Raw genomic sequence first — 21454 nt, 5'->3', positions numbered from 1 at the left:
ATTTTCTGGTCTTTCAGGTCCGAATCACTACATTGGCCGCATGACGAACAGTTTCGACGACATTCCGTTCTTCGACGAAGAACCTGAGCAGGCGCAGCGCAAGGGCCCGGCCCCCGCCCTGGCGCAGCCGGCCGGAAACGGCGGCCTCGGCATCGCCGCGCGCGCCATGGCGGCCCGCGACCAGCACCGGGCGCCCGACTATCTCGCAGGCCTCAATCCGGAACAGCGCGAAGCGGTCGAGACGCTCGACGGCCCTGTCCTCGTGCTCGCAGGCGCGGGCACGGGCAAGACGCGGGTGCTGACCACCCGCATCGCCCACATCCTCGCAACCGGCCGGGCCTTCCCTTCGCAGATCCTTGCGGTCACCTTCACCAACAAGGCCGCCCGCGAAATGAAGGAACGCGTCGGCGTTCTGGTCGGCGGCGCGGTCGAGGGCATGCCCTGGATGGGCACCTTCCACTCGATCGGCGTGAAACTGCTGCGCCGCCATGCGGAACTCGCGGGCCTTCGCTCCGACTTCACCATTCTCGACACCGACGACGTGGTGCGGCTGATCAAGCAGCTCATCCAGGCCGAGGGGCTGGACGACAAGCGCTGGCCGGCAAAACAGTTCGGGGGCATGATCGACACCTGGAAGAACAAGGGCCTGACGCCGCCGGACATTGCCGAAGGCGACGCCCGGGCATTTGCCAACGGCAAGGGCCGCGAACTCTATGCAGCCTACCAGGCGCGGCTTCGCACGTTGAACGCCTGCGATTTCGGCGATCTTCTGCTGCATCCGATCGCGATCCTCCGCAAGAACCCGGATCTTCTGAAGGAATATCACGGCAAGTTCCGCTACATCCTCGTCGACGAGTACCAGGACACCAACACGGCCCAGTACATGTGGCTGCGGCTGCTTGCGCAGCGGCCGAAGGACGTTCCGCAGAACGTCTGCTGCGTCGGCGACGATGACCAGTCGATCTATGGCTGGCGCGGCGCGGAGGTCGACAACATCCTGCGCTTCGAGAAGGATTTTCCGGGCGCCAAGGTGATCAAGCTCGAGCGCAACTACCGCTCCACCGAACACATCCTGGGTGCCGCCGGCCATCTGATCGCCCATAACGAGGGCCGCCTCGGCAAGACCCTGTTCACCGACCGCTCCGACCCCGACGACGAAAAGGTCGTGGTGCATGCAGCTTGGGATTCGGAAGAGGAAGCGCGCGCTGTCGGCGAGGAGATCGAGAACCTCCAGCGCGGCAAACATAAGCTCAACGACATGGCGATCCTGGTGCGCGCCTCGTTCCAGATGCGCGAGTTCGAAGACCGGTTCGTGACATTGGGCCTCAACTACCGGGTCATCGGCGGTCCGCGCTTCTACGAGCGGCTCGAGATCCGCGACGCCATGGCTTATTTCCGCATGGTCTGCCAGCCCTCCGACGACCTTGCCTTCGAGCGGATCATCAACACCCCAAAGCGCGGCCTCGGCGACACGACCGTGCGCTACCTGCACGACTATGCCCGCGCCCGCGACATCCCCATGCTGCAGGCGGCGGCCGACCTCATCGAGACGGACGAGATGAAGCCGAAGGCGCGCAAGGCGCTGTTCGACGTGGTGACTGACTTCCGCCGCTGGCAGGGCCTGCTTGAAAACACGCTCCACACCACGCTTGCCGAGCAGATCCTCGACGAGAGCGGCTATACCGCCATGTGGCAGAACGACAAATCGGCGGAGGCGCCGGGACGGCTGGAAAACCTCAAGGAACTGGTCCGTTCCATGGAAGCCTTCGAGAGCATGCGCGGTTTCCTCGAACATGTGTCGCTGGTCATGGATGCCGAGAATAACGAAAACCTCGATGCCGTCTCGATCATGACGCTGCATTCGGCCAAAGGCCTGGAATTCGACACCGTCTTCCTGCCCGGCTGGGAGGAAGGCCTGTTTCCGCACCAGCGGGCGCTCGACGAGGGCGGCCGCTCGGGGCTGGAAGAAGAACGCCGCCTCGCCTATGTCGGCCTGACGCGCGCAAAACACCGCTGCCATATCTGGTTCGTCTCGAACCGCCGCATCCATGGCCTGTGGCAATCGACCATGCCGTCGCGCTTCCTCGACGAGCTGCCGGCCTCCCATGTGGATGTCGCGGCCTCGGACAGCAATTACGGCGGTTATGGCGGCCGCGGTGGTTATGGCCAGTCGCGCTTCGACAAGGCCGAGCCCTTCGCCAACAATTATTCCACACCCGGCTGGAAACGCGCCCAGGCCAACAAGACCGACGCCACCCGCGACAACTGGGGCACCCGCTCCGGCCACGCCGTGGAACGCATCGGCTACGGCGAAAGCGGCCCGCGCACCCGCACGATCGACGGCGAACTGGTGGCCAAATCGGTCGCCGACAAGCCCTCGCAATTTTCGGTCGGCGACCGGGTGTTTCACGTCAAGTTCGGCAACGGCAACATCTCGGCGATCGAGGGCAACAAGCTGACGATCGAGTTTGATCGGGCCGGAGAGAAGCGGGTGCTGGACGGGTTTGTGGAGCGGGTGTGAGCTTGGACGTTGCTGTAGGGCCTGACGACCAGATCGAAATCCTGCTGCTGACCGGGCCTGCGGGCGTCGGCAAGTCTACTCTTTCCTGGGAGATCTCCGCTCGCCTCGCCGAGGCCGGTATTGCGCATGCGGCGATCGAAAGCGACGAACTGGACCGGATATTCCCGCGCCCTTCGCGCCAGGACCTGGAGCGGCTCTCTCCCGGCACGATCGATGTCAGCGCCCTCACCCTCAAGGCGATATGGTCAACTTACAAGGAGCTGGGGAGCAAGCGCCTGATCCTGTCGGGCGTCATGATGCACCTGGATTTCGACAGAAGGTGGATCACGTCGGCGATACCCGGCGCCAGGTTCACTGTCGTTCGCCTGATGGCAACGGAAGAGAACATTGCCAGCAGATTGGCTCGGCGAGAAACTGAAGGAAGCATGGAGGATCAACTCGAACGTTCTCTCCGGCAGATGAACCGCATGGCGACCGAAACGGGTAAGGATATTCTTTACATAAATACCGACGGACGCACCGCTTCCGAGATTACAGACGACGTTTTAGCCAGGATAGACTGGCTAAAACTACAAAATCGGACTGAAATCTCCTAGGTCTGCTTGGCTACCAGAGCAGCCACATATTCCCGCAACGTCACCCTCCCTCGCCCCACCGCATCCGCGCCGGGCTTACGATTGGACGGCCGCCTGCGAGAAACCGACCGACCGATACGCTTCTTCCCATTGTCCGGCGGACAGTCAACCTTGTCAGCCTCCCTGTCTCCCGCTACCTCAAGCACCGGAGCTTTGGAATTTTTAAGGGAGGAACTCATGAAAGCCATCGTCACGGCCCCTGGCGGGCTCGATGCCCTGAAGCTCGTCGATCTGCCGGATCCCGGCAAGCCGGGCCGGGGCGAGATCCGGGTGGCGCTGCATGCGAGCTCGATCAATTTTCATGACCTGGGCGTCGCAAGCGGCAGGACGCCGATCGATGGGCGGGTTCTGATGGCGGATGGCGCCGGCGTGGTCGAGGAGGTCGGCGAAGGGGTGATCGAGTTCAAGCCGGGCGACCATGTGGTCTCCTGCTTCTTTCCGGACTGGCAGGATGGTCCGCCGCTACCGGGCGGTTTTTCGCGCACGCCGGGCGACGGGATCGACGGGTTCGCGACGGAATATGCGGTGCGGCCGGTGGGCGCCTTCACGCTCGCTCCAACAGGGTTCAGCCATGTGGAAGCGGCAACGATCACCACGGCCGGCCTGACCGCCTGGCGGGCGCTGGCCGAGCTTGGGCGACTGAAGGCCGGCGAGACTGTGCTGGCGCTTGGCACGGGCGGCGTGTCGATCTATGCGCTGCAGATCGCCAAAGCCATGGGCGCGCGGGTGGCAATCACCTCCTCCTCCAACGACAAGCTGGAGCGTGCCAGGAAGCTCGGCGCCGAGTTTACGGTCAACTACAAGGACCATGCCGACTGGGGCAAGCAGGTCTTCGACTGGACCGGGGGCCGCGGTGTCGATCACGTGGTGGAGGTCGGCGGTCCGGCGACGCTCGGCCAGTCCATCCAGGCGGTGAAGATGGGCGGCCATATCGCCATGATCGGCGTCTTGACCGGCCCGCGCGGCGAGGTGCCGACCGCGGCGTTGATGGGCAAGCAGGCGGTTCTGTCGGGCATTCTGGTCGGCAGTCGCCGCCAGCAGCAGGATTTCGTGCGGGCGCTCGATACGGGTCTCGTCCGGCCGGTGATCGACAGGATCTTTCCGCTCGAAAAACTCGCCGACGCGTTTCGCTATGAGATGAGCGGCAGCCATTTCGGCAAGATCGGCATCGATTGGTGACACGCCAAGGGCAGAGGTTTTCCTTGCGGAGAACCCCTGCCCCGGTTACCTCGAAAACCAGACCCGGCCATCAGGGAGCAGCCCATGTTTCTCACCAATCAGGACGTCATCGAACTCACCGCCTGGCGGCGCAAGCTGCATTCCATGCCGGAGATTTCCAGCGAGGAGATCGCGACGGCCGCGGAGGTGCAAGGGTTCCTCGCCGATACGGTGCCCGACCGGGTTGTGACAGGCCTTGGGGGCACCGGCGTCGCGGTCGTTTACGACAGCAGGCTTCCCGGCCCGACCGTTCTGTTCCGCGCCGAGCTGGATGCGCTGCCGATCGAGGAAGTCGGCTCGCCGGACCATCGCTCGAAAATCGCCGGCAAGGGCCACATGTGCGGGCACGACGGCCATATGGCCATGCTCGCCGCACTTGGGCGGCAGTTCGGTCGCGAAAGGCCGAAGCGCGGCCGTGTCATCCTGCTTTTTCAGCCGGCGGAAGAGACGGGCGCCGGCGCCGCGGCGGTCGTCGCCGACGAGAAGTTCAAGGAACTGGTACCGGATTACAGTTTTTCGCTGCACAACATGCCGGGCCTGCCGCTCGGCCATGCCTGGCTGAAGGACGGGATCGTCAACTGCGCCTCGCGCGGCCTGCGGATTTCTCTGACCGGGCGCACGGCGCATGCCTCCATGCCGGAGACGGGCATCTCGCCGGTACCGGCGGTCGCAACGCTGATGCCGGCGCTGACGGCTCTCAGCCAGGGCTCGATCGCGACCGGCGACATGGTGCTGGCAACGGTGACACATGCCTCGGTTGGCGAACCCGCATTCGGCATCGCGCCCGGCCATGCGGAAGTCTGGGTGACGCTGCGCACGATGACCGACAGCCAGATGGAAGCGCTGACGAACAGGGCCGAGAACATGGTTCGCGAGATCGCAGCAGCTGGCGGCCTCCAGTGCGAGATGGATTATCACGACATCTTCGGCCATTCCGAAAACCATGCCGAAGCCGCCGGGATGCTGCGGGCGGCGATGGATGCCGAAGGCGTTCCCCACGATGTCGGTGAAGCGATGCGCGGCTCGGAAGATTTCGGACGGTTCGCGACGGTCTCAAAATCGGCGATGTTCTTCCTCGGTGCCGGCGAAAACATGCCGAACCTGCACAATCCGAACTATGATTTTCCCGACGACCTGATCCCGATCGGCACGAAAATTTTTATGCGCGTGGCGAGGGATATTCTCGGCTGAAATTGGGTCGGAGGAAACGACGCCCGATCAGGCGTCGTTATTGCTGAACAGGTTGGCGATGAAACCGCCACCGGTGCCCCGTCCGGGGCGCTTGCCGTCCCATTTGGGCACGATCACCATATGGGTGATGTCGCCGCGCTGGAAGGCTTTCAGGAACGCGTTGTAATCGGCAAACGCGACGCAGCCGTGCGAGTCGCCGCGCACCCGGAGCAGGAAGCTGTGGGCAAGCAGGCCGGTGCGGCCCTGCGGCGCCCTGCCGTCGACCGGCGTCAGGCGGATCGCGGCGACGCCGTGGAACAGTTTTTCGCGCATAGATAGCTTGTAGGTGCCGGGCGGCGTCGGGCCACGCATCGTCACATGCGTGTATTTCGGGTTGTCGCGCATTTTGCCGATGCCGGAATGCGCCTCGAGCTTGGAGCCGTTCGGCATATAGACCATGCCGCCGGAAATATCGTAAACGGCCACTTTCGTGCCGATGCCGGGCCAGGCCGGCGCCGATTGCGACGGCCGGGTCGGCTCCTCGCGCATCGGATTGTCGGGCTTGGCAAAGGCGAGCGCCGTCGGCTTGTCGTCGCCGTCATCCGTCTTGGCGGGCTTTTGCGGCGCGACAGCGGCGATGGCCGCAAGGGCTGCCGGCTTGGCGGGTTTGTCGGCGGCGGAACCCGGACGGATCACCGGCAGCGGACCGGCCTTCGGCAGATCATAGGAAGGCACTGCGGGAACGGTCGCCTCGACCGCCGCGACCTCGCTCTCGTCGGCACCGTCTTCTTCCAGGGCAGTTTCTTCGAGCGCGGCCATCTCGACCGGCTTCATGTCCTTGAGCCCGGCAACGGTGGTGACCGTCTCGGCATCCTGAATCATATCCGGCAAGGCGCCGCTCGCCGAGCGGGGCGCCACGACCACGAGGCTTTCCATCGCAGGGCCGAGCACCGCGCGGATGGCATTGGCGTCCGGACGGGCTTTTTCGAGCGCGGCGAACCGCTGTTCGTGTTCCTGATGCCGGGCGGCCTTGGCCATCGCCACGGTCAGCACCCGGCTGACGTTCGAAAGATCCGGCTTGCGGGCTTCGAGGGCGGCCACATCGGCGCCAGTCAGGCGATTGCCCTTGGGATCGGCAGGCGCACTGCCCGGAAGGCGGGAGAATTTCGAAACATCGATTTCGCGTTCCCGCGTTGCGACGGCGGGAACGGCAAGAGCGATCGGTTTTGCCAACGCCGTCTCGAATTTCATATCGGAAGCCGACTTCACCGCGGTCGCCATGGTAACTATCGACGCACCCATCAGGGCAGCGACCGTCAGGCCGAAACCGACCGTGACATTGACCAGGAGAGAGCGGGATTTTTTGCGGCGCTGCGGAACTTTGCCTGCCTGCCTGCCATTTACCGACGTCTGGACCGAACGCGCCATCACTCGTTACCCGAACCGTTACTCACACCGGCGGGCATCGCTTCCGCGAGACCGCCAACACAACCCTGGCGAGCGCTGAGCAAACGAAGGTTTTGCTCACTGCCGCCTATCGACTGCATGTGAGGATGAACGATTATGGTAACCAATGTCTTTACGCCGCCCCGATTTGGTTTCGGTGGTGCACATAAAAGCGCATGCCGTCGGAAGTTTAACCGAATTGCGGCAACAGGGTGTCTGCCCCGTGTCCAATTGAGGCTAGTCAAGCCAACGACCGTTGCTGTTTAGCCACAAAATCCAAGTCTTTCAAGGCTTGTCAGAATTTTTATACCATTTCCCTCTCCGCCCGCCGCCGGCCCCCGGACACATATTCCGACAGCAACGCCTTGACGACGTCCATGACCGCCCGCAGCCGAGGTGTATACCGAAGCCTTTCAGAGTGGTCGGACAGGTCTCTGCAGCAGGCGAAATCTTGGGGTAAAAACAGTAGATCAGGTCCTTATGGACGGTCGCCGCGAACTCGAGAACAGTCCAATCCTGAGCTCGCTGTGAATGCTCGACAGCGTTGTAGAGACTGAGTTCCGCCGCACCATGATGGGCCTCTCGGGGGAGTTTTTCCGCACCCACAAAACAGCCGGATGATCCTTGATCCTGGGTGGACGGAGATCGACAGAACCGCGCTAACTGCTGCACTGCAAAACATATCGGCCTTGATCCTGCCGCCCGCCCTTGGCATCCTCCGATAATCCAGGATTCGGAGGACGACCGATGAAAGCGCTGCTCCTGATCGACATCCAGAACGATTTTTGCCCGGGCGGCAACCTGCCCGTGGCGCACGGCGACGAGATCGTGCCGGTCGCAAACCAGCTGATCGAAGGCGGCGGCTACGATGTCATCGTCGCCTCGCAGGACTGGCACCCGGAAAACCACGGCAGCTTTGCCTCCCGGCATCCGGGCAAGAAGCCGTTCGACATGGGCGAGCTGTCTGGCCAGCCGCAGGTCATGTGGCCGGATCATTGCGTGCAGGGCACGCCGGATGCGGAGTTCCACCCGGACCTTAACGTCGAAGCCATCGACTATATCCAGCAGAAAGGCGAGAACCCTGCCGTCGACAGCTACTCCGCCTTCCGCGACAATGACCAGGCCGCAACGACCGGCCTTGCCGGCTATCTCAGAGCCCAGCAGGTGACCGAACTCGATCTCTGCGGGCTCGCGACCGATTATTGCGTGAAATTTTCCGCTCTCGACGCCGTGGAAATGCTGCCGGGCGTAAAAGTGCGCTTCATCGAGGATGCAAGCCGCGGCATCGATCCGGAAGGCATGAAGAGCGCCATCGCCGAGATGAGAGCAAAAGGCGTCGGCATCGTTTCGAGCAAGGACATTCTTGTCGACTGATCGCCGGCACGGGGACCAGCCGGGCCTGATAGTTCAGCGGAATCGATCGTTCCATCAGCCCAATTGAATTGCGCGAGGTCTCGCAGGGCTCTAAAGCCGATGCGAAAAGGATTTCTTCGATGAATCGCAGCGAATTCAACCAGGGTCTGAAGGGTGGCCTCATCATTGCCCTGTCCGCCGCGCCCTTCGCGATGCTGTTCGGCGCCGTGGCAAGCGACAACGGCCTCTCGGTCATGGAAGCGGGCCTGATGAGCGCGACCGTCTATGCCGGCGCCAGCCAGCTCGTCGGCATCGAGCTTTTCGGCCATCAGGTGGCGCCGTGGCTGATCGTGCTCTCCGTCTTCGCCGTGAATTTCCGCCATATCCTCTATTCGGCGGCGCTGACCCGATACATTACCCATTTCACGCCGGTCCAGAAATTCTTCACCTTCTTCGTGCTGACCGACCCGCAATTCGCCGAGGCCGTGAAACGCGGCGAAAGCGGCCGGGGCGTCAGTTTCCCCTGGTATATCGGCTTCGGCGCCGCGATCTATTTCCCCTGGCTGTTTTTCAGCGTCGTCGGCGCGTTTTTCGGGCGAATGATGGGCGATCCGCGTGCGCTTGCGATCGACGTGCTGCTGCCGGTCTATTTCCTCGGGCTGGTCATCGGCTTTCGCAGCAAGCCGGGCTTTTATCCGGTGGTGGTGGCGAGCGCGCTCGGCTCCGTGCTCGGCTATCATTTCGTAGGCTCGCCCTGGCATGTCAGCATCGGCGCTGCGGTCGGCGTGGTCGTTGCCGCTTTCCTGCCGCTCTCCACTGAATCCGTGCCGGCCGACGCCGCCACCGAGATGGAGAGCTGACATGACCGACCTCATCTCCGTGGATATGGCTCTGCTGATATTGGCCGCAGCGGCCGCGACATTCCTCACCCGTATCGGCGGTTATGTGCTGATCACCCGGATGAAGACGATCCCGCCGCGCATGGAACAGGCACTTAACGCCGTGCCGGCAGCGGTTCTGACAACGCTCGTCGCACCCGCCTTCTTCAACGGCGGCTGGGACGTCAAGATCGCCATGCTGGCGGCACTCGTGGTTGGGGTCCGGTATCCAGGCCTCTTGCTGCTCGGCGCCGGCTGGGCGGCAGCAATGATCTGCCGCCATCTCCTGGGTTTCTGATTAAAGGCGCCTGCTTCAGGAAAGCGGCTCCGTCGCCTTCACCAGCCAGATCTTGACCGCGTCGTCCTCGATCAGCGGCAGCAGCTTTTCGCGCACGGCGGCGTGGTAGCCGTTAAGCCAGGCGAGCTCTTCGGCGGTCAGCAGGTCAGGCAGCACGAGGCGGCGGTCGATCGGGCACCAGGTCAGCGTCTCGAAGGCAAGCATCGGCTGGTCGCCGCCGTCGATTTCTTCCGCTCCGGTCACATAAATCAGGTTTTCGATGCGGATGCCGAAGGAGCCGGGACGGTAATAACCGGGCTCGTTGGACAGGATCATGCCGGGCAGCAGTTCCTGGGTCGCCAGCCGCGAAATCCGCTGGGGGCCTTCATGGACGGAGAGGTATGAGCCGACGCCGTGGCCCGTGCCATGCGCATAATCGCCACCGGCCTTCCAGAGCGCGATGCGGGCGAGCGGATCGAGATCGCAGCCGCGCGTACCCTTGGGGAAGCGCGCCGTGCTGATGCCGATCATGCCCTTCAGCACCAGCGTGAAGAAACGCTTGTGCTCTTCCGGAACAGAGCCGACCGCGACCGTGCGGGTGATGTCAGTCGTGCCGTTGACATATTGCGCGCCCGAATCGACCAGGAACAGCTCGCCCGCTTCGAGCTTGCGGTTCGTCTCGGTCGTCACCCTATAGTGGATGACCGCACCGTGTTCGCCGGCGCCGGAGATCGTCTCGAAGGAAATGTCCTTCAGCGGGTTCTGCATGTTCTGTCCGACGCGGGCGCGGGTCGCCTCCAGCGCCTTGACCGCGTCGATCTCGGTGATCGTGCCGGGCGCCTGGGCGTCGAGCCAGCAGAGATATTCGACCATGGCCGCGCCATCCTGCAGATGCGCCTTGGCCGAACCGTTGAGCTCCTCGCGGTTCTTGCAGGCGCGCGGCAGTTTTGCCGGATCGGAAGCCTCGACCACCTCGCCGCCGGCGGCCGTGATCGCCCTGGTGAGCGCCAGCGGCGTCAGCTCGGGGTCGATGAGGACCTTCGCGCCGTCCGCCGAGAAGGCCGCAAGCCGCGCGAGGAATTCCGAAGGCGGACGCTGGATGGCGATCTGGGCCAGATAGGCGGCCTGTTCGATACCGGTCTTCATCTGGTCGAGAAAAATCTCGGCCTTGCCCTCCGCCGGAATGATGGCGCGCGACAACGGATAGGGCGTGTGCGGCACGTCGTCGCCGCGGATATTGAATATCCAGGCAACCGAAGTCGGATCGGCGATGACGACCGCGGCAGCCCCCTTCTCCTTTACCTGGCTCGCAATCGAGGCAATCTTCTCGCTCGCCAGCGTGCCGGCATGCTCCTGTTTCTGGATCGAGACGGCACCGAGCGGCTCGGCTGGCCGATCGGTCCAGATCGCGTCGAGCGGATTGCTGTCCAGCAGCACCAGCGAGCCGCCGATCTCGGCAAGCGCCTTTTCGAGCCGGCGCACTTCCGCCCCCGCATGCAGCCACGGATCGATGCCGAGCCGGAAACCCTTTGCGCCGTGGCGCGGCAGCCAGACATGCGGCGGTTCGTTGACGAGATCGCCGGCGGTAAAGACCGAGCCATCCACCTGTTCGGCAAGCTGGGTGACGTAACGTCCATCGACGAAAACGAGAGCCTCACGTTGCGTCACGAGCGCCATGCCGGCCGATCCGGTGAAGCCGGCGAGCCAGGACAGGCGCTCGGCCGAGGCCGGCACGTATTCGCCCTGATATTCGTCGGCACGGGGGACAAGAAAACCGTCAATGCCGAGATCGGCGAATTTCGCCCTGAGCGCGCTGACGCGATCGCGGCCGAACTGCGGGGCGGACTTCACTTCGAAGGACTGGAACATGAGGTTGTTTTTCCGGGCTGCCTGATTCCGAGAGATCGGACCATGTTAGCCGATCTTCGACGGAGATTGCCAGACGGGCCGGATGAGCGGCGATTGTGCATCTGCTCAACAGGTCTGGCGCGGATCTGGTCATCCCATGCAACAAACGCATACCACCAATGAGAGAAGCCCTCTCACTGTGCGGTGCAGCAATCGCTATATTCACATCATCGAACGGGCGCCGAACAAGGCCCGTATCAAAAGGATCGCTTCCATGGCCAACTCTTTCTTCCGCAATGCCTTCAACCGCGTGGTCGAAGCTCGCGAGCGTCAGGTTGCCCGTTACGTCAACGGCGCCCTGCTGAACCTCGACGATGAAACGCTGAAGGGCCTCGGCACCAGCCGCGAAGAACTGCGCCGCAAGGGCGCCCAAAGCTACGTATTCTAAGCTACGTATCCCGATCATACGGCCGGCGCGGGCTCTCCTCCCTCACCCGCCCCGGCTTTCAGGATACGAGGCCCGCTCGAGCAGATCCTCCCTCACGCTCGCGGGTAGGTCAGTCTCAGAACTGATCGCAAGGCGGCACCACTGGTGTCGCCTTTTTGCTGTCTGCACCAGAAGCCATGCAAATAACTCAATGCTGCATTGCGAAACAGATCACCGGCTGCGCAGATGGATCGTCACCCAGCCATTGCGCCATATGGTGCGGACATGGGCGAGGTGAACGCCGCTATAGGCGGCCAGCACCTTCCAGCGCTGTCCGGCCAGGATGCCGGACAGGATCACCGAACCGCCGGGCGCCAGATGTGCCGCCAGCTGCGGCGCCATCTTCATCAGCGGCCGCGCGAGAATGTTGGCGATGATCAGGTCGAACGGCCCCTCGCGATCGAACGCCGGCGAATGAAATCCTGGCGCCGTCTCCAGGCGGATGCCGGTGGCGATGCCGTTGCGGCGGACGTTTTCCCGCGCCACCCGCACGGCGACCGGGTCGATATCGGTCGCCAGAACCGGGATATTGCGCAGCTTGCGCACGGCGAGCGCCAGCACGCCGCTTCCGGTTCCGAGATCGAGCGCGTTGCGGACGGGTCTCGCGCGCATCACGTCCTCGATCATTTCGAGGCAGCCGGCGGTGGTGCCGTGATGACCGGTGCCGAAGGCCTGGCCCGCATCGATCTCGATGGCGATGTCGTTGACCTTGACCTTGTCGCGGTCATGCGACCCATGGACGATGAACCGCCCGGCCCTCACCGGCTTCAGCCCTTCCAGCGATTTGGCGATCCAGTCGATATCCGGAATGACTTCCCTCTGGATTTCCAGAGCGGGAAAGGCCTGGGCGAGACCTTCGGCGACACGCTCGCGCACCATCTCCTCGTCATCCGCCATCATGTAGACGGAGGCTTCCCAGATGTCCTTCTTCTCATCGACCTCGGTGGTGGCGATGGCGAAATCCTCTTCGCCGAAAACCTCCGACAGGATATCGAGGATCTCGGCCGCACCTTTTTCGGTGGACGTGACGTAAAGGCGGATTTCGCTCAAGGAAACGGTCTCTCAGCTATTGATCTGTGGCGGAGAGGATTGCCACAGAAGCTGTGTCCGCTTCAACGCCAAACGTGTCAGCCCTTGATCAGATTTTCGAGCTTCTTGATCGCGACGTCCGGGTTTTCGCCGTAGGCAATGGTGCCGGCGAAGCGCCCGCCATCGTCGAGCAGGAATACCGACGCCGTGTGATCCATGGTGTAGTCGCCGTTCGGATCCTTTTCGTCGACCGGCACCTTCTTGAAATAGACCTTGAAGCCCTTGGCCATCTCCTGGACCTTGGCCGGCGGGCCGGAAATGCCCTTCACCCGGTCGGTGACATTGGAAACGTACTGGCCGAGCAACTCAGGACTATCTCGCTCCGGATCGATGCTGACGAAATACCCGTTGAGCTTGGTGCCGTCCGGATCGACCTTGTGCAGCCAGCCGTTGAGCTCGAAAAGCGTCGTGGGGCAAACTTCCGGGCAATGGGTGAAGCCGAAAAACAGCGCCGTCGGCTTGTCCTGGAAGGCCTTTTCGGTGATCGGCTGGCCGTTCTGGGCGACGAGTTGGAACGGCACGCCGAACGGACCCTCGGCAAGCTGCTGTTTCGAACGCGTCAATGTCAGCGTCAGCGCCACCAGCACGCCCGCCAACGCAACGACGGCGACCCACAGAACAATTTGGAAGCTCTTCATCGGTATCTCTTCAGCTCAGGCCCGGTTGACGGAGCGATAGACCCGAGCCGGCGGCCGCGCAATTCAAGAAGTCGTTTTCGAAAGAAATCGCGCTGATTTGTCTCAACGACAAGGCAGTGGTCAGAAACACCAGGAAAGACCGGTTTCATCGAGCGTCAGCAGGATGGATGAGCCGAACCGGAGCCAGCCGTAAAAGGCGATGCCGCCGAGCCCGAGCAAGAGCAGGCTCAAGGCGGTGATCAGCGGCAGGCGGTAACTGTCGACGGTGCTATCCATGCTGTTCAATCTACAACCTTTTCCGGCTCCTTGGAAGGCGGCACAACCTCCAAACAAGCTTAGCGTAAGATTAATACCTGTCTGAGATCTTATAAAGGCGAAGGTGGTTCACGAATCGTTGCGGCAAATGGGAGTGAGATGCGACACGCATCGCACTGAGGGCCGCGATATCGTGAGGACCCCAAAGACATGACGTCGCCGATATCGGCTCGCTCCCTGTTTCCATCTCTATCCGAAAGCCTGCCGGACCTGTCCGGCGCCGGGAGGAATTTCAACAGCATGACGGCAGAACCCATTCGCAAGACGCTATCGGTCAATCACCGGCTATGGACGCTGGCAGGATCCGCCTTTGCCGGTATCGGCGCCATGCTGCTTGTCGGCTGGTACGAGGGCCGCCAGGTCGACGAAGCGCTGCAGCGCGCCACCGAGATCCGGGAGCATGTGGATACCGTTAACGGCATGCGCATCGCCAACCTGGAGCTCGTCCTGGCAGCGATGGACACGATCGTCGACCGCGACGACAAACGCGTCGAGCCCGCCCGGCTGAAGGCGATGGCGGACTCCATCGACAAGTTGAAAAGCTCTTCGGGCGACCTGAAGAAACTCGCGACTGCCATGGGCAATCCGGGCCTCGTCGCAGGTTTTGAAACGGATCTCGCGGCCGTTTCCAGCGCAATCCAGATCGATCTCAAAAAAATGGTCGAAACCGGCGCGCCCGACGACGCCTATGACAAGATCGACGACGTCATCGACAGCGCTGGCGAACGGCTCGGCACGGCCCTTGAGACAGCAGCCCTCGCAGGCGAAAAGCTTGTCAGCAACCGCGTTCAGGAGGCGAACACGCTTTCCTCGAACGCTCTTTATGTGCAGCTCGGCTGCGGCCTGATCGCACTGGTCGCCATGGCGATCCTCCAGAGCGTTCATGGCGGCGCCATAAGGCGCGGCATCGACGGGGTTCGCGCCAGCATGCAGCGGATCATCGGCGGTGACTACGAGACCACTGTACCCGGCATCGACCGCGGCGACGAGATCGGCGAGATGGCGCGCGCCACCGATATCTTCCGGCTTGCAGCCGTCGAGCGCCAGACCCTGGAGAACAGCCTGGAGGACGAACGCCGCCGCAACGAAACGCAACGGCAGGCGAGCGAATCGGAACAGAAGGCCGAAGCCCAAGCGCTTCAGTTTGCAGTTGATTCGCTTGCGAGCGCGCTCAACCGTCTTTCCGAAGGCGACCTCGCAGCCGCCCTCGAGCGTCCCTTCCGCGGAGATCTCGAGCGCCTGCGCACCGACTTCAACCGGGTCGTCGAGCGCCTGCGCCACGTCATGACCGAGGTTGCCAACAGCTCCAGCTCCATCGGCGCCAACGCCAACCAGATGCGCTCCGCTGCCGACGACCTGGCGAAGCGGACCGAGAAGCAGGCGGCCTCGCTCGAGGAAACATCTGCGGCCCTCGAAGAAATCACGGCGACCGTACGCAACGCCACCAGCCGCGCCGAGGAAGCGACGCAGATGGTGAGCGATGCCAAGGACTATACCGAGAAGTCGTCCGGCGTGGTTCGCGATGCCACGGCCGCCATGGGGCGGATCGAGGACGCGACCGCCGAAATCGGCAAGATCATCAACGTCATCGACGAAATCGCCTTCCAGACCAACCTGCTGGCCCTCAACGCCGGGGTCGAGGCGGCCCGCGCAGGCGAGGCCGGCAAGGGTTTTGCCGTCGTCGCCCAGGAAGTGCGCGAGCTCGCCGGACGCGCCGCTGGTGCGGCCAAGGACATCAAGGCACTGGTCACCCGTTCGAACCACGAGGTCAAGACCGGCGTGGACCTGGTGAAGGCGACAGGCGACGCCCTGACCCGGATCGGCGACGACGTGCTGAAAATCAACGATCACGTTCACGCGATTTTCACTTCTGCGCGCGAACAATCAACCGGACTAACCGAGATCAACATGGCGATCGGCCAGATGGACCAAGCAACGCAACAGAATGCCGCAATGGTGGAGCAGAGCACTGCTGCCAGCCATTCGCTGGCCAGCGATGCCGAAAACCTGAACAAGCTGATCGGCCATTTCCAGATCCGTGGAGGCAATGGCCCTCGCGCCGTCGAGGCTGCGAGCGCTTCCACGCCACCCAAACCATCGCCCGCACTGAACTTGATGAACAAGCTCGCGGGAGCCTTCAGCAACAGCCCCACCTCCGCCAAGCCGAAGGCCGTGGGATCCTCAGACAAATGGGAAGAGTTCTGACATGAGTAATGCCATCAAGCAGTCCGGCGCCTACCTCGAAATCGTCTCCTTTCATCTCGGAGACCAGGAATTCTGCATCGATATCATGGCGATCCGCGAAATCCGCGGCTGGGCGCCGGTGACCCCGATGCCGCACACCCCGCCTTACGTGCTCGGCCTCATCAACCTGCGCGGCGCGGTGATCCCGGTCATCGACATGGCCTGCCGCCTCGGCATGAAGATGACCGAACCGTCGGAACGCTCCGCGATCATCGTCACGGACATCGCTGGCAAGCTGGTCGGCCTGCTGGTCGAACAGGTATCCGACATGATGACCATCCGCGGGGAAGACCTGCAGCCGGCCCCGGAAATCATCCCGGAAGCCCAGCGCGCCTTCTGCCGCGGCATCGTAGCGCTCGAAAAGACCATGGTCTGCTTCCTGAACCTCGACACCGTCATCGCCGACGAGCTCGCGCGCGAAGCCGCGTAATCTGCGGCGCAAAACGACCGAAACCATGTCCGGATCTCCCGTTACACGCAGATGTGACGGGAGATTAACTTATTGTAATCATTGCCTATTTGTAACAATTTTAAACGGAACCGGGGAACCGGGGCCACGTTCTCCCGTCGCTAAACGCCCAACCGACGCTTCAAACGCCCCTCGGCTGGTTTACCCAAGATAGGAGAACGACCATGAACAAGGCTTTTGCTCTCGCAGTCCTGATGTCCGCCGCCACGGTGGGAACCGCCTATGCCCGCGATATGGGCATGACGGCAAAACCCGCGGGCGACATCGCCATCGTTTTTACCAACCCTGAACTCGACGACAGCGCCAAGCGGCTGGATGTTCCGGATAGCGTCATCCACCCGGATCAGGCCACCATCAAGAAGGCCCAGAACGAAGTGAAGACCGACCGCGCGCTGCGCGCCGATCTGCTGAGCCAGAACGTCGAGCTCAACAACGTCGTGGCGATCGACACCGCCGCCGACGGCAGCCGGATCGTCTACGTCCGCTGATTCGCCGTTGAGGAAACGGGGCCGGTCTCTTTCCCCGGCCGCCGTTTCTGGCCACCCACGACCGCCTCCGCGCATGTGATGGAAGCTTAACCGTTGTGCATGAAGATGACCTCGGAAAAGTCCGGAACAATCTCCGGACTTTTCCGGTTCCGTCTATATCTTGGTGCCGAAGAGACACGTGTTTGGCGCCTAAGAACCGAGAAAGGAACATGTTATGAAGAAGGCTATTGCTCTCGCAACTCTTATATCCGCTTCCTCAATCGGGGGCGTTTACGCCCAGGACCTCGCCCCGACCACGCCGGCCCCCTCCCCGTCGGACGTGACGGTGGTCTACATTACCGAGGCTACGGATAGCGAATCGTCGAACGACAAGATCCCGCCTGCGCTGATGACACCCAACCCGCAGGCAGCTGAGGCTGCGCAGGAGCAGATCCAAACGGATTCCAACCTGATGGCAGCTCTTGAAGAGAAGAACGTCCAGCTGCAGAACGTGGCGGGTATCGAAACCGCGGCCAACGGCGGCAAGATCGTCTACGTCCGCTGATCGGCCATTTGAGGATTGGAGAACAGGCTCGCTTTGCGGGCCTGTTTTTTGTCGTGCCGCGCCTGAATTGACTCCCGCCACACCGCATGACTGTATTCGCCGTAAGGATGCAGCATGCCCTGCATCCTTACGGCTTTGGGAGGAGCGCACTTGAGCGACAGAGTTGACGCCATCGTGGTGGGTGCGGGCCTTTCGGGCCTCGTTGCCGCGACCGAACTTGCAGATGCCGGCCGCTCCGTCGTCATCCTCGACCAGGAACCGGAACAGAACCTTGGCGGCCAGGCCTTCTGGTCGCTCGGCGGGCTGTTCCTCGTCGATTCTCCCGAGCAGCGGCGGATGGGCATCCGCGATTGCCTCGATCTCGCCTGGCAGGACTGGCTCGGCACCGCCGGTTTCGACCGCGAGGAAGACCACTGGCCGCGCCTCTGGGCGGAAGCCTATGTGGCCTTCGCCGCCGGCGAAAAACGCTCCTGGCTCAGGCAGATGGGCCATCGCATCTTTCCGGTCGTCGGCTGGGCGGAACGCGGCGGCGGCTCGGCGACCTCGCATGGCAATTCCGTGCCTCGGTTCCACACCACCTGGGGCACCGGCCCCGGTGTCGTCGAACCGTTCGAGCGACGGGCGCGCGAGGCGGAGAAAAACGGCAGGATCAGCCTTCTCTGGCGGCACCGCGTCGACAATCTGGTCAGGACCGGCAGTGCCGTGACAGGGGTTGCAGGCACGGTCCTAGCAGCAAGCTCGGCGCTGCGTGGCGAGGAAACCTCCAGGACACCGGCCGGTGACTTCGAACTCAATGCGCCAATCGTCATCGTTGCCTCGGGCGGCATCGGCGGCAACCAAGATCTGGTGCGGCAAATGTGGCCGGAACGGCTCGGGCGACCGCCGGCTCTCATGGTCTCGGGCGTACCGAAACATGTGGACGGGCGGATGATCGGCATTACCCGGGCGGCCGGCGGCCAGGTGATCAACCGCGACCGCATGTGGCACTACACCGAGGGCCTGCGGAACTGGAACCCGATCTGGCAAAACCATGGCATCCGGATCCTGCCCGGCCCCTCCTCGCTATGGTTCGACGCGACGGGCAAGCGCCTGCCTGCCCCTTTTTATCCCGGCTACGATACGCTCGGCACGCTGCAGCACCTCATGGCGACCGGCTACGACTACAGCTGGTTCGTGCTGAACCAGAGCATTATCCGCAAGGAATTTGCGCTCTCCGGCTCCGAACAGAACCCGGACCTCACCGGCCGCGACTGGAAGCTGACGGCGAAACGGGCGATCGGCAGGAAGGCGACCGGGCCGGTGGAGGCCTTCAAGGAACATGGTGAGGATTTCGTGATCGCCGAGAACCTTGGGGAGTTGGTGGCCGGCATGAACCGGCTCGCGGGGAGCAATCTTCTGGACATCGGACAAATCGAGCGCGAGATATTGGCCCGCGACGGCCAGGTGGCCAATCCCTTTGCCAAGGATGTGCAGATCATGGGCATCCACAACGCCCGCCGCTCGCTTGGCGAAAAGCTGGTGCGCACGGCAAAACCGCACCGCATTCTCGATCCGGCGCACGGGCCGCTGATCGCGGTGAGACTGAATATCCTGACGCGCAAGACGCTTGGAGGGATCGAGACGGACCTCTCGGCCCGCGTGCTCGGTGAGAACGGAGAAGCGATCCCGGGCCTCTATGCCGTCGGCGAGGCCGCCGGTTTCGGCGGTGGCGGCATGCACGGCTATCGGGCACTCGAAGGCACCTTTCTTGGTGGATGCCTGTTTTCCGGCCGCAATGCCGGCCGGGCGGCGGCGGCCGCCCTTGGGTGACCGGATTACGGTTTTGGCTTGCCGTTCTTCCAGGTGACGTTCTGATTGTAGAGCGGAACGGTCGAGATCGCCATCTTCGCCGAGCCGTCGGTGAGTTCGCGCGTGTGGACGAGATAGATCAGCGTGTCGTTGGCCTTGTCGTAGATGCGGTTGACGACCAGCGACTTCCAGATCAGCGACATGCCTTCGCGAAACACCTCGTCGCCATCCTTGGAAAGATCTATGTTGCCGATCTCGATCGGGCCTGTCTGGCGGCAGGCGATCGAATTGTTGGACGGATCCTCGAACCAGTTGCCGTTCTTCAGCCGGTCGATGATGCCGCGCTCGAAATAGGTCACGTGGCAGGTGACGCCCTTCACCTGCGGATCAGCGACCGCCTCGACGATAATGTCGTTGCCGATCCAGTCGACGCCGACCTCTCCGACCACTTCGGCAGAAGCGGGAAGGACAAGCACGCCGAGCGAAAAGGCTGCGGCGGATGCAAGGCAGGCAAGGCGGCTCATTGGTTGCGTCATGGCGACTTCAGCTCCGGTAAACGATCCGTGATCTGAGATAAGGATTGCCGGGACGGAAACAAGCGGATGCTCGGGAACTCTTATTTGAGCCGACAGGTGCAGGGCGCGTAGCCGCCGGAGAACAGCCGCCCGACCTTCATGCCGATCATCGCCGGAATGTCGCGGACATGCGGCACGGCAAGCGATTTGGCGATCGCGATCGTCGCCCGCGCGCAGACGGCCGCGTCCTCGGCCGCATTGTGGTGGGCGAACCGAAGGCCGAGATGCTGGGCAAGGACATTGAGCTTGTGAGAGCCGAGATGCGGCCAGACCTTCTGCGACATCTTCACGCTGCAGAGATAGGACAGGTCCGGATAACTCTGCCGGTAGGCATCGAGGCAGGCCCGCCAGACGCTGAAATCGAAGGCGGCATTATGGGCGATCATCGTCGCGCCGCGAAAATCGTCGGCGAACTCGTCCATCACCTCCGGAAACTCGCCGGCATCCTCGACATGTTCCGGCCGAATGCCGTGGATCGCGACGTTGAAGGAGGAAAACCGCATGTCCCTCGGGCGGATCAGCCGCTCCTCCACCCGCACCACCTCGTCGCCCTCCAGCCAGGCAAGCCCGACCGAGCAGGCGCTGCCGCGTTGCTCGTTGGCGGTTTCGAAATCGATGGCGATGGTTTTCAAGGGCGAGTTCCGGATGAAGGTCGGAGAACTTCTACAGGCGGGAATTCGATTCGGCAAAGACGACCAGCGCTTTCACCCCTCTTGACGCCTTGGCGCTTGTCTGAGACCTTGGCCACCATGATCCGTTTCGCCGCCCACATGCATCTTACCGTGACCATTCACCCCGCAGGGTGCGTGGCGGTCTTGGCGCGTTAACCGGTCATCCGTCCACCAACCCTGCCGAATATGGCAGGGTTCGGTGTTTCCGCTCTGCCTCGGCGAAGACCAAGGAGAGCAAGCATGACTGAGTTCGATATCCCGCCGCCTTTAGACCCCGATGCGCGATGGCCCGAAGGCCTGTCGATCCGCGCCCGCACTCCGGCGGATGCGCCGGCCATTACCGCCTTGCACAATATGCCCGGTTACCGCCGGGGCACCCTGAGAACGCCGCACCACAGCCCGGAGGAAATCCGCAAGGGCATCGAGAACCAATCCGCCAATTTCATCTCGCTGGTCGCGGTCCTCAAGGACAGGATCGTCGGCGATGTCGGCATGACCCGTTATGCAAATCGCCGGGCCCACGCCGGAAGTATCGGCATGGGCGTCCACGACGCCTATACGGGCCGCGGGATCGGCCGCGCCCTGATCGGCGAAATCCTTGCCATCGCCGACCGATGGCTGGACCTGAAGCGCGTCGAACTGACCGTCTACACCGACAACGAGGCAGCCATCGCGCTCTACCGGAAATTCGGCTTCGAGGTCGAAGGCCATCTCAAACAATTCGCCTTCCGCAACGGCGAATATGTCGATGCCTATTCGATGGCGCGGCTCAGGGTGTGACCTTCATCACCCGATGAAGG

The 21454-nt window shown here is 62.8% G+C and carries 22 protein-coding genes; 14 read left to right on the top strand and 8 right to left on the bottom strand.

Annotated features, from left to right (window positions below):
• Positions 1-40 precede the first annotated feature (40 nt).
• From C5J24_RS03730 to C5J24_RS03715, 4 genes are all read left to right on the top strand, one after another.
• Positions 41-2521 (top strand): ATP-dependent helicase, encoded by a 2481-nt coding sequence (locus tag C5J24_RS03730; protein ID WP_105415691.1) that lies wholly within the window; start codon positions 41-43, stop codon positions 2519-2521.
• Positions 2522-2523: 2 nt separating this feature from the next.
• The gene (locus C5J24_RS03725; RefSeq protein ID WP_172723837.1) at positions 2524-3117 is read left to right on the top strand and encodes an AAA family ATPase; all 594 of its coding nucleotides are present in this window, start codon (positions 2524-2526) and stop codon (positions 3115-3117) included.
• A 216-nt stretch (positions 3118-3333) separates the two neighbouring features.
• A complete protein-coding gene (locus C5J24_RS03720; protein ID WP_105415687.1) occupies positions 3334-4335 on the top strand; it encodes an NAD(P)-dependent alcohol dehydrogenase in 1002 nt (333 codons plus the stop codon).
• Between the two features lie 84 nt (positions 4336-4419).
• Complete coding sequence (locus C5J24_RS03715) at positions 4420-5565, top strand: amidohydrolase (RefSeq protein WP_105415685.1); 1146 nt, start codon at positions 4420-4422, stop codon at positions 5563-5565.
• Positions 5566-5592: 27 nt separating this feature from the next.
• Here the strand turns inward: C5J24_RS03715 and C5J24_RS03710 are convergent, their stop codons facing one another.
• Complete coding sequence (locus C5J24_RS03710; protein WP_245446506.1) at positions 5593-6972, bottom strand: DUF2778 domain-containing protein; 1380 nt, start codon at positions 6970-6972, stop codon at positions 5593-5595.
• 765 nt (positions 6973-7737) lie between these two features.
• Between C5J24_RS03710 and pncA the strand changes: the two genes are divergently transcribed.
• The 3 genes from pncA to C5J24_RS03695 all read left to right on the top strand — a co-directional run bounded on the left by pncA (position 7738) and on the right by C5J24_RS03695 (position 9519).
• Entirely contained in the window at positions 7738-8364 is a 627-nt protein-coding gene (pncA, locus tag C5J24_RS03705; RefSeq protein ID WP_105415683.1) for a bifunctional nicotinamidase/pyrazinamidase, read from the top strand.
• A 119-nt stretch (positions 8365-8483) separates the two neighbouring features.
• The gene (locus tag C5J24_RS03700; protein WP_105415681.1) at positions 8484-9203 is read left to right on the top strand and encodes an AzlC family ABC transporter permease; all 720 of its coding nucleotides are present in this window, start codon (positions 8484-8486) and stop codon (positions 9201-9203) included.
• A gap of 1 nt (position 9204) precedes the next feature.
• Positions 9205-9519, top strand: coding sequence for an AzlD family protein (locus tag C5J24_RS03695; protein WP_105400796.1), 315 nt, complete (start codon positions 9205-9207; stop codon positions 9517-9519).
• 15 nt (positions 9520-9534) lie between these two features.
• Here the strand turns inward: C5J24_RS03695 and C5J24_RS03690 are convergent, their stop codons facing one another.
• On the bottom strand, positions 9535-11367 hold the full coding sequence (locus tag C5J24_RS03690; protein ID WP_105415679.1) for an aminopeptidase P family protein: 1833 nt from the start codon (positions 11365-11367) through the stop codon (positions 9535-9537).
• 253 nt (positions 11368-11620) lie between these two features.
• Between C5J24_RS03690 and C5J24_RS03685 the strand changes: the two genes are divergently transcribed.
• Positions 11621-11794, top strand: coding sequence for a hypothetical protein (locus C5J24_RS03685; RefSeq protein WP_037087476.1), 174 nt, complete (start codon positions 11621-11623; stop codon positions 11792-11794).
• 210 nt (positions 11795-12004) lie between these two features.
• Here C5J24_RS03685 and C5J24_RS03680 read toward each other — a convergent pair whose 3' ends face one another.
• The 3 genes from C5J24_RS03680 to C5J24_RS31725 form a co-directional block, all read right to left on the bottom strand.
• Positions 12005-12883, bottom strand: coding sequence for a 50S ribosomal protein L11 methyltransferase (locus C5J24_RS03680; protein ID WP_105415677.1), 879 nt, complete (start codon positions 12881-12883; stop codon positions 12005-12007).
• 77 nt (positions 12884-12960) lie between these two features.
• Complete coding sequence (locus C5J24_RS03675; protein ID WP_105415675.1) at positions 12961-13560, bottom strand: SCO family protein; 600 nt, start codon at positions 13558-13560, stop codon at positions 12961-12963.
• A gap of 120 nt (positions 13561-13680) precedes the next feature.
• On the bottom strand, positions 13681-13836 hold the full coding sequence (locus C5J24_RS31725) for a hypothetical protein (RefSeq protein ID WP_172723836.1): 156 nt from the start codon (positions 13834-13836) through the stop codon (positions 13681-13683).
• A gap of 279 nt (positions 13837-14115) precedes the next feature.
• On the opposite strand from C5J24_RS31725, the gene C5J24_RS03670 reads away from it, so the two are divergent.
• From C5J24_RS03670 to C5J24_RS03655, 4 genes are all read left to right on the top strand, one after another.
• Positions 14116-16080, top strand: a complete 1965-nt coding sequence (locus C5J24_RS03670; protein WP_105415673.1) for a methyl-accepting chemotaxis protein — start codon at positions 14116-14118, stop codon at positions 16078-16080.
• 1 nt (position 16081) lies between these two features.
• A complete protein-coding gene (locus C5J24_RS03665; RefSeq protein ID WP_046607492.1) occupies positions 16082-16549 on the top strand; it encodes a chemotaxis protein CheW in 468 nt (155 codons plus the stop codon).
• A 203-nt stretch (positions 16550-16752) separates the two neighbouring features.
• Complete coding sequence (locus tag C5J24_RS03660) at positions 16753-17076, top strand: hypothetical protein (RefSeq protein WP_105415671.1); 324 nt, start codon at positions 16753-16755, stop codon at positions 17074-17076.
• Between the two features lie 214 nt (positions 17077-17290).
• Entirely contained in the window at positions 17291-17620 is a 330-nt protein-coding gene (locus tag C5J24_RS03655) for a hypothetical protein (RefSeq protein WP_105415669.1), read from the top strand.
• Here the strand turns inward: C5J24_RS03655 and C5J24_RS32540 are convergent.
• Positions 17608-17736: a hypothetical protein gene (locus tag C5J24_RS32540; protein WP_256427120.1), complete on the bottom strand. Its 129-nt coding sequence runs from the start codon at positions 17734-17736 to the stop codon at positions 17608-17610. The two genes, C5J24_RS03655 and C5J24_RS32540, sit on opposite strands and share 13 nt — an antisense overlap.
• A gap of 34 nt (positions 17737-17770) precedes the next feature.
• On the opposite strand from C5J24_RS32540, the gene C5J24_RS03650 reads away from it, so the two are divergent.
• The gene (locus C5J24_RS03650) at positions 17771-19429 is read left to right on the top strand and encodes an FAD-binding dehydrogenase (protein ID WP_105415667.1); all 1659 of its coding nucleotides are present in this window, start codon (positions 17771-17773) and stop codon (positions 19427-19429) included.
• 5 nt (positions 19430-19434) lie between these two features.
• On the opposite strand, the gene C5J24_RS03645 is transcribed toward C5J24_RS03650, so the two are convergent.
• Together C5J24_RS03645 and C5J24_RS03640 are read right to left on the bottom strand one after the other, a co-directional pair.
• The gene (locus C5J24_RS03645) at positions 19435-19932 is read right to left on the bottom strand and encodes a CreA family protein (protein ID WP_105415665.1); all 498 of its coding nucleotides are present in this window, start codon (positions 19930-19932) and stop codon (positions 19435-19437) included.
• A 92-nt stretch (positions 19933-20024) separates the two neighbouring features.
• A complete protein-coding gene (locus tag C5J24_RS03640) occupies positions 20025-20615 on the bottom strand; it encodes a 3'-5' exonuclease (RefSeq protein ID WP_105400787.1) in 591 nt (196 codons plus the stop codon).
• A 279-nt stretch (positions 20616-20894) separates the two neighbouring features.
• Between C5J24_RS03640 and C5J24_RS03635 the strand changes: the two genes are divergently transcribed.
• Positions 20895-21434, top strand: a complete 540-nt coding sequence (locus C5J24_RS03635; protein ID WP_105400786.1) for a GNAT family N-acetyltransferase — start codon at positions 20895-20897, stop codon at positions 21432-21434.
• Positions 21435-21454 lie beyond the last annotated feature (20 nt).

The sequence above is a fragment of the Neorhizobium sp. T25_27 genome (assembly GCF_002968565.1).
GTDB classification, from domain to species: domain Bacteria; phylum Pseudomonadota; class Alphaproteobacteria; order Rhizobiales; family Rhizobiaceae; genus Neorhizobium; species Neorhizobium tomejilense.
The sequence above is the reverse complement of the archived record's forward strand: the minus strand, read 5'-3'. Positions and strand labels throughout refer to the sequence as shown.

Bases quoted from the DNA above. Each gene is read 5' to 3' on its own strand.
- C5J24_RS03730 (WP_105415691.1), top strand. From the start codon at position 41: ATGACGAACAGTTTCGACGACATTCCGTTCTTCGACGAAGAACCTGAG.
- C5J24_RS03720 (WP_105415687.1), top strand. From the start codon at position 3,334: ATGAAAGCCATCGTCACGGCCCCTGGCGGGCTCGATGCCCTGAAGCTC.
- C5J24_RS03715 (WP_105415685.1), top strand. From the start codon at position 4,420: ATGTTTCTCACCAATCAGGACGTCATCGAACTCACCGCCTGGCGGCGC.
- C5J24_RS03710 (WP_245446506.1), bottom strand. From the start codon at position 6,972: ATGGCGCGTTCGGTCCAGACGTCGGTAAATGGCAGGCAGGCAGGCAAA.
- pncA (WP_105415683.1), top strand. From the start codon at position 7,738: ATGAAAGCGCTGCTCCTGATCGACATCCAGAACGATTTTTGCCCGGGC.
- C5J24_RS03700 (WP_105415681.1), top strand. From the start codon at position 8,484: ATGAATCGCAGCGAATTCAACCAGGGTCTGAAGGGTGGCCTCATCATT.
- C5J24_RS03695 (WP_105400796.1), top strand. From the start codon at position 9,205: ATGACCGACCTCATCTCCGTGGATATGGCTCTGCTGATATTGGCCGCA.
- C5J24_RS03690 (WP_105415679.1), bottom strand. From the start codon at position 11,367: ATGTTCCAGTCCTTCGAAGTGAAGTCCGCCCCGCAGTTCGGCCGCGAT.
- C5J24_RS03685 (WP_037087476.1), top strand. From the start codon at position 11,621: ATGGCCAACTCTTTCTTCCGCAATGCCTTCAACCGCGTGGTCGAAGCT.
- C5J24_RS03675 (WP_105415675.1), bottom strand. From the start codon at position 13,560: ATGAAGAGCTTCCAAATTGTTCTGTGGGTCGCCGTCGTTGCGTTGGCG.
- C5J24_RS31725 (WP_172723836.1), bottom strand. From the start codon at position 13,836: ATGGATAGCACCGTCGACAGTTACCGCCTGCCGCTGATCACCGCCTTG.
- C5J24_RS03670 (WP_105415673.1), top strand. From the start codon at position 14,116: ATGACGGCAGAACCCATTCGCAAGACGCTATCGGTCAATCACCGGCTA.
- C5J24_RS03665 (WP_046607492.1), top strand. From the start codon at position 16,082: ATGAGTAATGCCATCAAGCAGTCCGGCGCCTACCTCGAAATCGTCTCC.
- C5J24_RS03660 (WP_105415671.1), top strand. From the start codon at position 16,753: ATGAACAAGGCTTTTGCTCTCGCAGTCCTGATGTCCGCCGCCACGGTG.
- C5J24_RS03655 (WP_105415669.1), top strand. From the start codon at position 17,291: ATGAAGAAGGCTATTGCTCTCGCAACTCTTATATCCGCTTCCTCAATC.
- C5J24_RS32540 (WP_256427120.1), bottom strand. From the start codon at position 17,736: ATGCTGCATCCTTACGGCGAATACAGTCATGCGGTGTGGCGGGAGTCA.
- C5J24_RS03645 (WP_105415665.1), bottom strand. From the start codon at position 19,932: ATGAGCCGCCTTGCCTGCCTTGCATCCGCCGCAGCCTTTTCGCTCGGC.
- C5J24_RS03635 (WP_105400786.1), top strand. From the start codon at position 20,895: ATGACTGAGTTCGATATCCCGCCGCCTTTAGACCCCGATGCGCGATGG.